The organism is Streptomyces sp. NPDC057438 (assembly GCF_042802995.1).
Classification (GTDB): domain Bacteria; phylum Actinomycetota; class Actinomycetes; order Streptomycetales; family Streptomycetaceae; genus Streptomyces.
The window spans coordinates 51,303-64,759 of sequence record NZ_JBHVDD010000054.1; the positions used below are offsets into that span (position 1 = coordinate 51,303).

Annotated in this window: 13 protein-coding genes; 7 read left to right on the forward strand and 6 right to left on the reverse strand. The window is 71.0% G+C overall.

The genetic code is table 11. The features are described from left to right. Positions 1 to 23 precede the first annotated feature (23 nt). The 3 genes from ACFU5F_RS26135 (at position 24) to ACFU5F_RS26145 (ending at position 3,252) form a co-directional block, all read left to right on the forward strand. Positions 24 to 1,592, forward strand: a complete 1,569-nt coding sequence (locus ACFU5F_RS26135; RefSeq protein WP_383891889.1) for a CehA/McbA family metallohydrolase — start codon at positions 24 to 26, stop codon at positions 1,590 to 1,592. Between the two features lie 179 nt (positions 1,593 to 1,771). Continuing rightward, positions 1,772 to 2,602, forward strand: coding sequence for an SAM-dependent methyltransferase (locus tag ACFU5F_RS26140; RefSeq protein WP_383891856.1), 831 nt, complete (start codon positions 1,772 to 1,774; stop codon positions 2,600 to 2,602). A gap of 179 nt (positions 2,603 to 2,781) precedes the next feature. Continuing rightward, positions 2,782 to 3,252 carry a nitroreductase/quinone reductase family protein gene (locus ACFU5F_RS26145; RefSeq protein WP_383891859.1) on the forward strand — a complete coding sequence of 157 codons (471 nt, stop codon included), beginning with the start codon at positions 2,782 to 2,784 and terminating at the stop codon, positions 3,250 to 3,252. On the opposite strand, the gene ACFU5F_RS26150 is transcribed toward ACFU5F_RS26145, so the two are convergent. Continuing rightward, positions 3,216 to 3,473: a hypothetical protein gene (locus ACFU5F_RS26150; RefSeq protein ID WP_383891862.1), complete on the reverse strand. Its 258-nt coding sequence runs from the start codon at positions 3,471 to 3,473 to the stop codon at positions 3,216 to 3,218. The two genes, ACFU5F_RS26145 and ACFU5F_RS26150, sit on opposite strands and share 37 nt — an antisense overlap. Positions 3,474 to 3,822: 349 nt before the next feature. Here ACFU5F_RS26150 and ACFU5F_RS26155 point away from each other — a divergent pair, with 349 nt between their 5' ends. Together ACFU5F_RS26155 and ACFU5F_RS26160 are read left to right on the forward strand one after the other, a co-directional pair. Beyond that, on the forward strand, positions 3,823 to 4,752 hold the full coding sequence (locus tag ACFU5F_RS26155; protein ID WP_383891864.1) for a virginiamycin B lyase: 930 nt from the start codon (positions 3,823 to 3,825) through the stop codon (positions 4,750 to 4,752). Between the two features lie 191 nt (positions 4,753 to 4,943). Then, positions 4,944 to 5,501 carry a hypothetical protein gene (locus tag ACFU5F_RS26160; protein ID WP_383891866.1) on the forward strand — a complete coding sequence of 186 codons (558 nt, stop codon included), beginning with the start codon at positions 4,944 to 4,946 and terminating at the stop codon, positions 5,499 to 5,501. Positions 5,502 to 5,508: 7 nt separating this feature from the next. On the opposite strand, the gene ACFU5F_RS26165 is transcribed toward ACFU5F_RS26160, so the two are convergent. The 5 genes from ACFU5F_RS26165 to ACFU5F_RS26185 all read right to left on the reverse strand — a co-directional run bounded on the left by ACFU5F_RS26165 (position 5,509) and on the right by ACFU5F_RS26185 (position 11,492). After that, positions 5,509 to 6,135, reverse strand: a complete 627-nt coding sequence (locus ACFU5F_RS26165) for an HAD domain-containing protein (protein ID WP_383891868.1) — start codon at positions 6,133 to 6,135, stop codon at positions 5,509 to 5,511. Positions 6,136 to 6,175: 40 nt separating this feature from the next. Continuing rightward, the gene (locus ACFU5F_RS26170; protein ID WP_383891871.1) at positions 6,176 to 7,645 is read right to left on the reverse strand and encodes an aldehyde dehydrogenase family protein; all 1,470 of its coding nucleotides are present in this window, start codon (positions 7,643 to 7,645) and stop codon (positions 6,176 to 6,178) included. Then, positions 7,642 to 9,372, reverse strand: coding sequence for an amidohydrolase family protein (locus tag ACFU5F_RS26175; protein WP_383891874.1), 1,731 nt, complete (start codon positions 9,370 to 9,372; stop codon positions 7,642 to 7,644). The genes ACFU5F_RS26170 and ACFU5F_RS26175 overlap by 4 nt, the downstream gene beginning before the upstream one ends. Positions 9,373 to 9,476: 104 nt before the next feature. Then, a complete protein-coding gene (locus ACFU5F_RS26180; RefSeq protein WP_383891876.1) occupies positions 9,477 to 10,595 on the reverse strand; it encodes an LLM class flavin-dependent oxidoreductase in 1,119 nt (372 codons plus the stop codon). 144 nt (positions 10,596 to 10,739) lie between these two features. Next, complete coding sequence (locus ACFU5F_RS26185; protein WP_383891879.1) at positions 10,740 to 11,492, reverse strand: SDR family NAD(P)-dependent oxidoreductase; 753 nt, start codon at positions 11,490 to 11,492, stop codon at positions 10,740 to 10,742. Between the two features lie 347 nt (positions 11,493 to 11,839). Between ACFU5F_RS26185 and ACFU5F_RS26190 the strand changes: the two genes are divergently transcribed. Then, positions 11,840 to 12,541, forward strand: a complete 702-nt coding sequence (locus ACFU5F_RS26190) for a hypothetical protein (RefSeq protein WP_383891881.1) — start codon at positions 11,840 to 11,842, stop codon at positions 12,539 to 12,541. A gap of 57 nt (positions 12,542 to 12,598) precedes the next feature. Then, positions 12,599 to 13,414, forward strand: coding sequence for a hypothetical protein (locus ACFU5F_RS26195; RefSeq protein WP_383891883.1), 816 nt, complete (start codon positions 12,599 to 12,601; stop codon positions 13,412 to 13,414). Positions 13,415 to 13,457: the final 43 nt, after the last annotated feature.

Here is a 13,457-nt window from a genome sequence, read left to right on the forward strand (position 1 = left end):
CGACCGACCTGGGGAGCAGCAGCATGTGCGACGACGACCGCGACCACGACCACGAACCCGTCGACGTCGGCGGGAACGAGAACGGCAACGGCGACGCGCTCGGAAGGCGCGCACTGTTCGTGACGTCGGCGGCGGCCGCGCTTACGTTGGGAAGCGTGACCTTTGGGACGAGCGGCGCCGAGGCCGCGCACGGTGACCAGGAGACGAGGACCATCCGGGGGACCCTCCCCACCGGCTCCCCCGACTTCGTGTATCTGCCGGTCGAGGTGCCCTCGGGGGTACGGGAGTTGAGGGTCTCGTACAGCTACGACAGACCGGCCGTCCCGGCGGGCACCCCGGGCAACGCCCTCGACATCGGGGTCTTCGACGAGCGCGGCACGGAACTCGGCGGCAAGGGCTTCCGGGGCTGGTCGGGCGGCGCCCGCTCGGAGTTCTTCATCCGGACGGACGAGGCGACCCCCGGCTACCTCCCGGGTCCGGTCCGCCCCGGCACCTGGCACATCGCACTGGGCCCGTACACGGTGGCGCCGGACGGGCTGCCGTACGAGATCACGATCACCCTCACGTACGGCACCCCGGCCCCGGTGGTGCGGCCGGTGTACCCGCCGGAGCGGGCCGAGGGGCGGGGGCGGGCCTGGTACCGGGGCGACTGCCACCTGCACTCCTGGTACTCCGACGGCCGCCGTACGCTCGGCGAACTCGCGGCGCTGGCGCGGGCTGCGGGGCTGGACTTCATCAACAGCTCCGAGCACAACACCCCGTCCGCGCACGCCCATTGGGCCGAGCACGCCGGGGACGACCTGCTCGTCATGCTGGGCGAGGAGGTCACCACCCGCAACGGTCACGTCGTGGCGCTCGGCATCGATCCGGGGACCTTCGTCGACTGGCGCTACCGGGCCCGGGACAACCGGTTCGGCAGGTACGCCCGGCAGATCCGCCGCGCCGGGGGCCTGGTCGTCCCGGCCCATCCGCACGCCACCTGCGTGGGCTGCAACTGGAAGTTCGGCTTCGGGGAGGCGGACGCGGTGGAGGTGTGGAACGGCGCCTACTCGCCGGAGGACGAGGTGGCGCTCGCCGACTGGGACGGCATGCTCGTGGCGTCCGTGAAGGAGGGACGCTCCTGGATCCCGGCGATGGGCAACAGCGACGCCCACCGCGACCCCGACCCGGTCGGCCGCCCCCAGACGGTGGTACTCGCCGACGACCTGACCAGGGAGGCCATCCAGGAGGGCCTGCGGGCGGGCCGGTCCTACGTCGCCGAGTCCAAGGACGTGTCCGTGTCCTTCACGGTGTCCGGCGCGCGCGGCGAGCACGCGGGCATCGGCGAGCGGCTGCAGGTGGCGCCGGACACCCCGGTCACGGTCCGTCTGGAGGCCACGGGCTGCGCGGGCTGCACCATCCGCTTCGTCACCGACCAGGGTGTCCTGTTCACCTCGGCCGCGCTCCCGGAGTCCGGCACCGGCTCGGCCCAGTGGCGTACGACGGCCTCGTACGCGGCGTACGTACGCGCCGAGGTCCGCCGGCCACCGATCGTGCCGGGCTTCCCGGGCCCGCTGGCGGCCTTCACGAACCCGGTCTTCCTCGGCCGGTGACGGGGGAAGGGCCCTGGCTCCGGCGAACATAGGGAGAACCCCCATACGGAACAACCGTGTTGGGCCTTAGGTTTGGATCGACACATCACCTGCGTCCGTACGGCTGCCACGGCCCCGCACGGCCGGAACGGCTGCGCCGTTCGCGCGGACGCACCTGCACGGCGGAGGAGACGGCGCCCATGACCGATCACGCGACCACGCCCGACCCGGCGGCGGCTCCGGCGGCGAAGGAGAAGGTCGACACCTCGGTGCCCGCCTCCGCCCGCATCTGGAACTACTGGCTGGGCGGCAAGGACAACTACCCGGTGGACGAAGCGGCCGGTGACGCGTACGCCGGCTCCTTCCCCGGCATCGTGACCATCGCCCGCAGCAGCCGCGCGTACCTGCGGCGCAGCATCCGGCACCTGGTGGAGGTGGAGGGCGTCCGGCAGTTCCTGGACGTCGGCACCGGGCTGCCCACGGCGGACAACACCCACCAGGTCGCGCAGCGGAGCGCGCCGGATGCGCGGATCGTCTACGTCGACAACGACCCGACGGTCCTCGCGCACGCCCGCGCACTGCTGTACTCCGCCCCCGAGGGTGCCACCGCGTACGTCGACGCCAGCCTCTACGAACCGGAGCGCATCCTCGCGGCCGCCGCCGGGACGCTGGACCTGTCCCGGCCGACGGCGCTGATCCTCAGCGGCATCCTGGGTCACGTCGCCGACTACGAGGAGGCCCGCGACATCGTCCGCCGCCTCCTGGCCGGCCTCCCCTCGGGCAGCTACCTCAACATCAACGAGGGCTCCCGGGGCACCGACCCCGACTACGAGCGCGCGCAGGACGCGTACAACGAGACCGGCGCGGTCCCGTACTTCCTGCGCCCCATCGACCAGATCACCGGCTACTTCGACGGCCTCGACCTGATCGAGCCCGGCATCGTCTCCGTACCGCTGTGGCACCCGGACGCCTCGGACGCGGGCGAGCCGAAGCCGATCGGGCAGCACGGCGGGGTGGGCCGGAAGCCGTAGTCCGTCGGGCGGGTCGTACGGGCGGCGCGGGCGGCCGGGGCTTTCAGCCGGGGCCGGTGCCGCCCGCGAGGCCGTCCCTTCGCGCCGCCCGCCGGGCCGGCCAGGTCGGCGACGAGGGCCAGATGATCGGGCGGCCACAGGGCCCCGCCGCCTCCCACGTCCCGAGGAGAATCACGCCCATGTCGAGCCATGCCGGCCAGGTGAACGGCCCGGAACGCCTGGGCCCCAAGCAGCGGGCCGTCACGGCCTTCCAGCGTCACGTCGCCAATCCGCTGCTGCGCCGGATCCCGCTCCAGACCGTCCTGGAGACCACGGGCCGGACCTCGGGCCTCCCCCGCCGCACCCCCATCGGCGGGCGGCGCGTCGGCGACACGTTCTGGCTGGTCTCCGAGTACGGCGAGAAGTCCCACTACATCCGCAACATCAAGGCCGACCCGTCGGTGCGGGTACGCATCCGGGGCCGCTGGCACACCGGCACCGCCCACCTCCTCCCCGACGACGACCCGGTGGCCCGCCTGCGCACCCTGCCCCGGATGAACAGCGCGGCGGTACGGGTGCTGGGGTCGGGGCTGCTGACGGTGCGGGTCGACCTGGGCGGGGAGCGCCCTCCCGGTCAGTCGTCCTCGGGATCCGGTTCGAAGCTGAAGTAGACGCTCAGCACGCAGGGTTCGTCCTCGTCGTACTCGAAGTCCCAGGACACGTCCACCAGGAAGACATCGTGCTCCCCCACCCACACGGAAGCCCTCCGGAACGCCTCCGCGGCGCTCGTGGCCGGGAACAGCTTCCGGGCCATGGGATGCACCCGGGTCTCGGCGTCCGAGTCGTCGAACCCCTCCGGAACGGCCAGGCAGAGATCGGGATCGAGTCGCATGAAGCACACCCTCCTGTCGATGACGCCGGGTAAGACCGCCGGGGCCCCGGGAGGGGTTGCCTCGGGCCGGACGGCGACTGTGCCTGGGTGGGGGCGCGTTGTCGGGTGCGGATGTGTGGGGCCGGCCGCGCTGGGGCCTGAGCCTTCTGGGGACGCGGGGAACTGCGCGAGAAGCCCCGCCGGAGCCGCGCCCGCCCACGAACCCGGACTCCCTGCCCGGACGGCGAGGGCGGTCCGACAGCCCTCGCCCACGCCCGCAATTCGGGCGACAGGCCGCGGCCGCTCTGGGACGCTGTGCGTCGACCGCCGTTCTCCGCTCCTCCGACTCACCTACCGAGGGCTCGTATTCATGACTTCTCGCCGTCCGGCCGTGTCCATCCGGGAGTTTCCCGTCTCCGATGCCGAGGCCGGGCCGTACGCTATCGCCGCCGGGCCGGACGGCGCGCTGTGGTTCACGCTGGTCCACGCCGGGCGCGTCGGCAGGCTCACGCCTGACGGTGAGACCACGTCGTACGCCCTCGCATCGGCGTCCGGCGGGCCCTCGGTCATCGCGGCCGGGCCGGACGGCGCGCTGTGGTTCACGGAGTTCCGGGGGCATCGGATCGGGCGGATCACCACGGCCGGGGAGGTCACCTCCTTCGCCCTGCCGACGCCCGACGCGGGACCGTTCGGGATCGCGGTCGGGCCCGACGACGCGTTGTGGTTCACGGAGGCGGGGGCCGACCGGATCGGCAGGATCACGACCGAGGGGGAGGTCGCCGAGTTCCCGCTCGCGGTCGCCGGGGCGTTCCCGTCGGGCATCGCCGCCGGGCCGGACGGCAGGCTGTGGTTCACGATGAACCAGGCGAACGCGATCGGTGCCGTCACGGTGGACGGTGAGGTGACCGTCCACCCGCTGCCGACGCCGGGCGCCGGTCCCGTGGGCATCACCGCCGGTGGTGACGGGGCCCTGTGGTTCGTCGAGATCGGGGCCGGGCAGATCGGGCGGATCGCTCCGGACGGGAAGATCGACGAGTTCCCCCTGCCGGACCGCGCGTCCCGCCCGCACGCCATCGTCGCCGCCGCCGACACCGACGGCGGTTGCTGGTTCACCGAGTGGGGCGCGAACCGTGTGGGCCGGATCACCCACGACGGCCGCCGTCACGAGATCCACGAGCACGAGCTGCCGACCCCCTCCTCGGAGCCCCACGGCATCGCTCTCGGCCCGGACGGCTCGGTGTGGACGGCCCTGGAGACCGGCTCGCTGGCCCGCCTCCGGGCCGTCGAGGACGCGGGGTGACGTCCGTCGTCCTGCGCGGCCCCGCGGCCATCGTCGGCGGGGCCGCGGAGGGGACCGGGCGCACGACGGGTGGGCGCCGCCAACCTCAGATCATGCTCTGAACTCGGACTGTCGTCTTGTCGCCGTGTTCGGCCCGGTGTCACGATCACGGCCTCGCCCGCCACCAACGGGCCGACAGACGGGGGTCGTTGATGTCACGTTCAACACGTGGGTCAGTCCGCGCCCTCACCGCCCTGACACTGCTGTCGGCGGCCGCACTCCTCTCCGCCACCGCGTGCTCGCCGGACGGCGACACCGGTGCGCAGCGGCGAGAGCCCGTACGGACGGCCGAGTCGAGGCCCGCGAAGACGACACCGGCGGCGGACTCCGGCGAGGCGGACGAGGCCGCCGTGACCGAGACGGCCTCGGAGGCCGCTCCGGACCTGGACATGGCCGAACGCATCGTGCTGCGTCGGGACGGCTCGCGGGGCAGCGCGTCACTGGAGTTCGGCAGGGCGAGGAAGGGTGACGGCAAGACGCTGACCGTCGGGGCACAGTGCGAGGGCAAGGGGGAGATCGACGTCTCCCTGCGCCCCCTGGGCGCCTCCTTCTCCGTGACCTGCGGCGACGGTGAAGTGAGCGGCGAGTACAACGAGTTCTCCGTCGAGGACGCGGTCCGCGCGGGCACCGTCACCGTCAATGCCTCCTCCACCGTGCGCTGGTCCCTGTCCGTCGGCCGCGGCGACCCGACCGAGCTGGAAGTCGGCTAGGGCCCCCTCACCCCGTCGTGCGGGCGAACGCCGCGAGCGTGGTGAAGTCCGGGTCCCGTAGGCCGAGGCGGGGGTCCACGCGGTGCAGCAGGGCGGAGCTCTGGTGGTGGGCGGCGACGAAGTCCCGGTCGGCGGGGCCGATCTCGTCGTCCACCCAGGCGAAGGGGCGCCCGGCCGCATGCTCGACGAGACGCCGGGTCTTCCAGAAGATGCCGGGGTTCGCGGCCGTCCCGGACACCCGGGGCGGCCCGGACGGGCCCGGACCGGCGGGCCACTCCACCACCGGCAGTTCCGGCAGTCCGAGGACCGGCGCGATGTGGGTGTTCGCCTCACCGACCCACGTCGTCGCCCAGACCACGTCGAACAAGGCTGCCAGCTCCAGGAGTTGACGGCCGTGCTCCGGGTTGAGCCAGACTCGGAGCGGCTTGACGTACGCCGCGGGCCGTCCCGGATGCTGGTCGATCCAGCCCTGCGGCTTCATCCGGTGGGTGGTGTATCCGGCGGGCCGCCGCTCCGGCTGCGCGGCGTACGGGTTCAGCGGTCCGTCGACGTCGAGATAGAGGAGCGGCCGGTCCGTACGCCGACGCTCACCCCGCCCGCCTCCCTCACCCCGCTCGTCCGGCTCACGCAGCATTCGGACATCATCGCGTCCGGGAGGATCGGAGGGGAAGCCCTCACCCCGGCCAGACGATCGCCTGCGTCTCGCTGTACGCGTGCAGCGCGTACGACCCCACGTCACGCCCCACCCCACTCATCTTGAACCCGCCGAACGGGGCCTCCATGTTGCGGCCGACGGTGTTCACGCCGACTCCCCCCGCCCGCAGGCGCCGGGCCACCCGGAAGGCGCGGGCCACGTCCCCGGACCAGACGTAGTCGATGAGGCCGTAGTCGCTGTCGTCGGCGAGGGCGACGGCCTCGTCCTCGTCGTCGAAGGGGAGGACGACCACCACCGGGCCGAAGATCTCCTCGCGGACGACGCGCATGTCGCAGGTGCAGTCCGCGAGGACCGTGGGGGCGACGTAGAAGCCCCGCTCGTACGACGGGCGACGGCCCCCCGCCACCACCCGTGCGCCTTCCTTGCGGCCCAGCTCGACGTAGGACTCGACGCGGTCGCGGTGGGCCGCCGAGATCACCGGGCCGACCACGGTGCCCGCCTCACGCGGGTCGCCCACGGTCAACCGGTCGGCGTAAGCGGCCAGTTGGGTGACCAGGCGGTCGTAGACACCGCGCTGGGCGATCACCCGTGTCGGGGCCGTGCAGATCTGCCCGCTGTAGAAGGTGAAGGTGGTCGCGATGCCGGCGACCGCCGCCCCCAGGTCCGCGTCGTCGAAGACGACCGCCGCGCCCTTCCCGCCCAGCTCCATCAGCTGGCGCTTCATCCCGCGCCCGCACACCTCCGCGATCCGCTGACCGACCGCCGTCGAACCGGTGAAGCTCACCATGTCGACGTCCGGGGAGTCCACGGCCGCCGCCCCCACCTCCGCGCCGGACCCGCTCACCACGTTCACCACGCCCGGCGGGACACCGGCGGCCTCCAGGGCCTCCGCCATGCGGTAGACGGAGAGCGGGTCCTGCGGGGCCGGCTTCACGACCACCGTGTTGCCCATGGCGAGGGCGGGGGCGATCTTCCCGGCCGGGTTGGCCCAGGGGTTGTTGTACGAGGTGATGCAGGTGACCACGCCCACGGGGTGCCGTACGGCGAGGGCGCCCATCACGGCCGCCCTGCCGAAGGGGCCCGCCTCGTTGATCTGGGGGGCGATGGGCTCCTCCACCGGCTCGACGCGGGAGTACCGCTGGAAACGCACGGCCCCCACCCCGACCTGCATGCCCCGCGCCGTCCCGGTCGTCGCACCGCTCTCGGCCTGCGCGAGTTCGGCGTACGGGACGAGGTGGCGCCGTATGTGGTCCGCCGTACGGGCGAGGATCGCGGCCCGTTCGGCGGCCGGTACCCGCGACCACGGCCCGAACGCCTCGCGGGCGGCGGCGGCCGCCGCGTGCACCTGCTCCCGCGACGCCTCCGGCGCCCACCCGACGACGCCCTCCGTCGCCGGGTCGACGACCTCGTAGTGCCCGCCGTCGGGCTCCACCCAGGAGCCGCCGACGAACAGCCGCTGCCCGTCGCGCGCTTGAGGTGCACGGCTCACTTCGTACTCACCGTCCGGGTGTCCCGGCCGCTGCGCAGCACCTTGCCCGGCACGGCGCCGGTCACCACGTCGTCGCGGATCGCCTCGACGCCGTTGACCCAGACCGCCCGTACGCCGATCGCCCGGGAGTCGAGGCGGGGGCTGTCGCCCGGCAGGTCGTGCACCAGGGTGGCCTTGCCGGCGTCGACGCGCTCCGGGTCGAACAGGACCAGGTCCGCATGCCAGCCCTCCCGCACCTGCCCCCGTTCGCGCAGGCCGAAGAGGCGCGCCGGGTCGTCGGTGAGCATCTTCACCGCCTGTTCGAGGCCGACCAGTTTCCGGCCGCGCAGACAGTCCCCGATGAACCGGGTGGTGTACGGGGCGCCGCACATCCGGTCCAGGTGGGCGCCCGCGTCCGAGCCGCCGAGCAGCACGTCCTCGTGGCGCCAGGTCTCGGCGCGCAGGGCCCAGGAGCCGGGGTCGTTGTCGGTGGGCATGGGCCACAGGACCGTACGGAGGTCGTCGGCGGCGCAGATCTCCACCAGGCACTCGAAGGGTTCCTGGCCCCGCTCGGCCGCGATGTCCTGGACGACGCGGCCGGTCAGGCCCTCGTTCGCCGCGCTGTAGGTGTCGCCGATGACGTACCGCCCGAAGTGGGCGAGCCGCCGGAAGACGCCGGCCTCCTTGGAGTCCGCGCGCCGCAGCATCTCGGCCCGGACCTCGGGGTCGCGCAGGCGCGCGATCCGCTCGGGCACGGGCAGGCCGAGGACCGGGCCCCATCCGGGGATCAGGTTGAGCGCGCAGAACGTGCCGAGCGACATGTTCATCGGGGTGAGGATCGGCATGGTCAGGGCGACCACCCGGCCGCCGGCCTTGCGTGCCCGTTCGCTCGCCTCCAGCTGCCTCGGCACGCGCTCGGGGACGGCGGCGTCGATGGTGAGGACGTTCCAGTTGAGGGGCCGTCCGGCCACCGCGCTCATCTCCACGAAGAGATCGATCTCGTCGTCGCTGAACTGGTCCAGGCAGCCCGCCACGATCGCCTCGATCTGGGTGCCCTCGTGTTCGCCCACGGCCCGTGACAGGGCGATCAGTTCGGCGGGTTTCGCGTGCCGGGAGGCGACCGGCATGCCGTCACCGTCGCTGTGCGTCGAGGACTGCGTGGTCGACAGCCCCCAGGCGCCGGCGTCCATGGCCTCGTGGAACAGCCGCAGCATCGCGTCCAGTTGCCCGTCGGTCGGCTGTCCGCCGACGGCGTCCGGTCCCATCACGTACCGCCGCAGCGCGCAGTGCCCGACCATGAAGCCGGCGTTGACGGCGATCCGCCCTTCGAGGGCGTCCAGGTACTCGCCGAAGCCGTTCCAGGTCCAGGGCGCCCCCTCCTCCAGCGCGACCAGTGACATCCCCTCGACCTTGGACATCATCCGCCGTGTGTAGTCCGCGTCCTCGGGGCGGGCGGGGTTCAGGGGCGCCAGCGTGAACCCGCAGTTGCCGCCCGCGACGGTCGTCACCCCGTGGTTGAGGGAGGGGGTCGCGTACGGGTCCCAGAACAGCTGCGCGTCGTAGTGGGTGTGGGGGTCGACGAAGCCGGGGGCGAGGACGAGCCCGGCCGCGTCCTCGGACGTACGGGCCTCTTCGGTGACGGTTCCGACGACGGCGATACGACCGTCGCGTATCCCCACGTCAGCGGTGTACGCGGGAGCGCCGGTCCCGTCGACGACGGTCACACCCTTGATGACATGGTCGAGCATGCCTCACCCCTCCGGGCGCCTAGTAGCAACCGAGTACCGCGGTCGGCCCAGGGGCGCGGGGAGCGCGACCAGCACCCACCGCCCCGCGGCCGTCCGCACCAACCTCAACCCGCCGCCCGGAACCGCGACGTCCGGTGCACGGGATCCGTGTCGATCTTCGGGATCACGTGCTCCCCGACCAGCCGGATCGTCTGCAGGGTCGCCTCCTTGGGCACCCCCACCGGCAGCCCGAAGCTCAGCTGGTCCGCCCCGGCCTGCTCCCACCGCTTGCACTGCCGGAACACCTCGTCGGGGTCCCCGCAGATCAACAGCTCCTCCTCGATGAGGAGTTCGATGAACTCCTCGTTGTACTCGGGCAGCGTCTCCGGCCACACGGGGAAGCCGTCGGGCCGGGGGAAGGTGTCGTGGTACCGGAAGACGAGCGAGGGCAGATAGTGCAGCCCGCCGTTCACGGCGATCCGCACCGCCTCGTCGTGGGTGGGCGCGCAGATCGCGGTCGTCGTCACCATGACGTTGTCGTTGACGAAGTCGCCGACGGGCTCGGCGTCGACGATCGCCGACTTGTACTTCTCCAGCACCCACTCCATGTCGGAGACCTTCTGCACGCTGAAGCCGAGCACGCCGAGCCCCTTGCGCGCGGCCATGGAGTACGAGGGCGGCGACCCGGCGGCGTACCACATCGCGGGGTGCGACTTCCCGTACGGCTTGGGCAGGATCTTGCGCGGCGGCAGTGACCAGTGCTTGCCCTGGAAGCCGACGTACTCGTCCTGGAGCCACATCTTGGGGAACTCGGCGATGGTCTCTTCCCAGATCTCCTTGGTGTAGTTCATGTCGGTCACCCCGGGGATGAACCCGAGGATCTCGTGCGAGCCCGCCCCGCGGCCGCTGCCGAACTCGAAGCGGCCCTCGGTGAGATGGTCGAGCATGGTGACCTTCTCGGCCACCTTCACGGGGTGGTTGACCTGGGCGAGCGGGTTGAAGATGCCGGAGCCGAGGTGGATGCGGTCGGTCGCGTGGGCCAGGTAGCCGAGGAAGACGTCGTTGGCGGAGAGGTGCGAGTACTCCTCCAGGAAGTGGTGCTCGGACGCCCACGCGTACTTGAAGCCGGACCTGTCCGCCTGGATGACGTACTCGGTCTCCTCCATCAGCGCCTTGTGCTCGGCGAGCGGGTCGGTCTGGGCCCGCTTGCCCACGTATCCCTGTACAAAGAGCCCGAATTCCAAGGAGGTTCACCGTCCTCAGCGATACCCGGCAACTGTTTCTGACACTACGTCAGATTTGGATACGACCGACTGTTCCACCGGGCCCGTGGAGCGTCAATAGCTGACGTACCGTCAGATCGGCGGGTTCGGACAGGTGCCGTGCGGTCACAGACTCACCCCGGCCAGCCAGCCCCCGTCGATCACGAACGGCTGCCCGGTGATGTAGGAGGAGTCCTCGCAGGAGAGGAAGAGGGCGAGGCGGGCGACCTCCTCGGGGCGGCCGATCCGGCCGAGCGGGATCCGCTTGCGGTAGAGCTTGTCGACGGCCTCGGCGGATGTCTCGTCACCCGGGTCGGTCATCGCGGTGTCGATGGCGCCGGGGCAGACCGCGTTGACCCGGATGCCCTTGCGGGCCAGCTCCAGCGCGGCCACCCGCGTGAGGCCGACGATCGCGTGCTTGGTCGCGGCGTACGCGCCGACGTACGCCATGCCCGTGATCCCCGTGTACGAGGCGGTGTTGACGATGGTCCCGCCGCCGGCCGCCTCGATCGCGGGGGCGAGGGCCTTGATGCCGAGGAAGACGCCGACCTGGTTGACCTGCACGACCTGCATGAACTCGTCGAGGGGGGTGTCGACGAGGGCGTTGAAGCGCAGGATGCCGGCGTTGTTGACCACCCCGTCGACCTTCCCGTACGCCTCCTTCGCGGCGGCCACCGCGGCAGCCCAGTCGTCCTCCCGCCGCACGTCCAGGTGGACATAGCGGGCACCCAGCTCCTTGGCCAGCTTCTCCCCCTGGTCGTCGAGCACGTCCGCGACGACGACCTTGGCACCCTCGGCCGCGAACAGCCGCGCCTCCTGCTCGCCCTGGCCGCGCGCGGCGCCGGTGATGAGAACGACGCGTCCGTCGAGCTTGCCCATGGGTGTCTCCTTCGGAGGTGGAGGACGCGCGTCGACCGCGCTTCTGATGCTCCGTCACGCACGTGGCGAACGACACCCAGGGTGATTGCTGACGCACCGTCAGGCAAGGGTCGTGGGCTCGAAAGGTGCAGTAACGCACCCCCCTAGGCAAGGGCCGGGGACGTTGGATGCGTGTGGCGATGAACACGCCAAGTGACCGGCGGGTAGGGATATTTGACCCTGTCGGGGGCCCTCCAGCGAACGTCAATATTCCTCAACGGAAAGCCGAAGGAACCCCAGCAAGGACCCCCTCAAGGAGAGAGCAGAGCGTGGCCAAGAGGCGATTCAAGAACAAGAAGGTCCGGTATGTGGCGATCGGAACGGCGATCGCGACCGGCGCCGCCATCGCCACCGTGGTACTTCCGTCGGCCAGCGCGGCCGAGGAGAAGACGCCGGAGCAGATCATAAAGCTGTGCGAAAGGACCAAGGTCCTCAACGGCAAGAAGCAGTCCCTCGAGGACTTTGGCGGCAGTGGATTCGGCGGCCCCGGTTTCGCGTCCGACACCTGCGATTTCGTCGAGACGAAGGAGATCGAGTTCTTCGACGGCCCCACGGAGAAGGTCACGGTCGACTTCCCGAACTGCGAGGTGGACTCCGGCCCGGAGGCCAAGTTCACATGGACAGCGACCGTGGGGCAGGGCCAGGGCAAGTACACCGCGACACAACAAGGTGCCGGTGGAGGGCTCTTCGGCTTCCTGAGCGGGTCCTGGCTCAAGCACAAGGGAACGACCGACCTCACCATCAGGACGGTCACCGCCGGCGACAGCGAAATCAGGCAGATTCCCAAGGGCAAGGTCCTCCACATGGAGTTCACGCCGAGGATGCAGCGCATGACGGGCGAATGGCGAGTGAAGATCAACGCCGATCCGGGAAGCTTCGCCGTCAATCCCAGCCCCGAGCAGAACTTCGCGGCGCCGGAGATCGTTGAGGGACCCGTCGTTCTGCCGGGAGCGGCCGGCGCGGCCGGAATCGCGGACGGGACGCTCAAGCCCGTCCTGACCGACTGCTGACGGACCTGCCCCCCATCTTCCGACTCCCCACACTTCCCCCCCAAGAGGAGACACACCATGACACGCCCCGGCCACAAGGGAAATCACCGGAGCAAGAAGAAGCGCATCACCATCGTGCTCGCCCCGGTGGTGGCCGTCGCCGTGGCCATTCCGCTGATGAACCAGGCGGGTGCCGCCACACCCTCCGAGGTGGCGAAGGACTGCGCGCAGGACGCCGCGACACTGGAGAACTGCGAATTCGTCGACGTCCAGTTCAAGAGGGACAGCCTGGGGGCCAACAAGCGCGTCTCGACCCCGTTCGACAACTGCGGTGCAACGACCGAAGGCGTGAAGGCCTTCAACGTGTCCGCGACGGTGACCAGGTCCATCACGCTCGAAGACGGATTCGTCGCCGCCGCCGACTCGAAGCTGGGGAACTCGTTCTTCGAGATCGGCGCCAAGTTCAACACGACGGAGATCAACCTCAAGCGTGACGACAAGGGGACCGGCTTCGACTTCTCCAGGACGGACAAGGTGTTGCCCGACCGCGTCGGGTTCTTCATGTGGTCGGAGAAGCGCACCGACGTGAGCGGATTCCTCAGGGCCACGTACAAGGAAGAGCAGAACGGCCAGAAGGTGTTCTTCTCTCCCAGCGAGGGCGCCGCGACCGTGCATGTCTTCTATCCACAGCTCCTGAAGAACGGCACCCCCGATGGCCGTCTCTGGCTGCGGAACGTGAAGTGCGGCACGCCCGAGGCGGATGCGGCGCTGGGCAGGGAGAGCAGCGGCAACGTCGCTTCCCTTCGCGCGGAGCAAGCGGAACCCGGATTCGGCGAGGGCGGCGAGAACGTCACGGACGTCGAAATCCCACTGTCCGAGATCCCGGCACCGTAGTGGGAACGACATATCCATAGCGGGCGGTCGCTGTCCGTAACGG

Coding starts and splice junctions, on each gene's coding strand:
- ACFU5F_RS26165 (WP_383891868.1), bottom strand. CDS start 6,135: ATGCTGCGTGAGCCGGACGAGCGGGGTGAGGGAGGCGGGCGGGGTGAG.
- ACFU5F_RS26195 (WP_383891883.1), top strand. CDS start 12,599: ATGACACGCCCCGGCCACAAGGGAAATCACCGGAGCAAGAAGAAGCGC.
- ACFU5F_RS26160 (WP_383891866.1), top strand. CDS start 4,944: ATGTCACGTTCAACACGTGGGTCAGTCCGCGCCCTCACCGCCCTGACA.
- ACFU5F_RS26145 (WP_383891859.1), top strand. CDS start 2,782: ATGTCGAGCCATGCCGGCCAGGTGAACGGCCCGGAACGCCTGGGCCCC.
- ACFU5F_RS26135 (WP_383891889.1), top strand. CDS start 24: ATGTGCGACGACGACCGCGACCACGACCACGAACCCGTCGACGTCGGC.
- ACFU5F_RS26155 (WP_383891864.1), top strand. CDS start 3,823: ATGACTTCTCGCCGTCCGGCCGTGTCCATCCGGGAGTTTCCCGTCTCC.
- ACFU5F_RS26150 (WP_383891862.1), bottom strand. CDS start 3,473: ATGCGACTCGATCCCGATCTCTGCCTGGCCGTTCCGGAGGGGTTCGAC.
- ACFU5F_RS26140 (WP_383891856.1), top strand. CDS start 1,772: ATGACCGATCACGCGACCACGCCCGACCCGGCGGCGGCTCCGGCGGCG.
- ACFU5F_RS26175 (WP_383891874.1), bottom strand. CDS start 9,372: ATGCTCGACCATGTCATCAAGGGTGTGACCGTCGTCGACGGGACCGGC.
- ACFU5F_RS26185 (WP_383891879.1), bottom strand. CDS start 11,492: ATGGGCAAGCTCGACGGACGCGTCGTTCTCATCACCGGCGCCGCGCGC.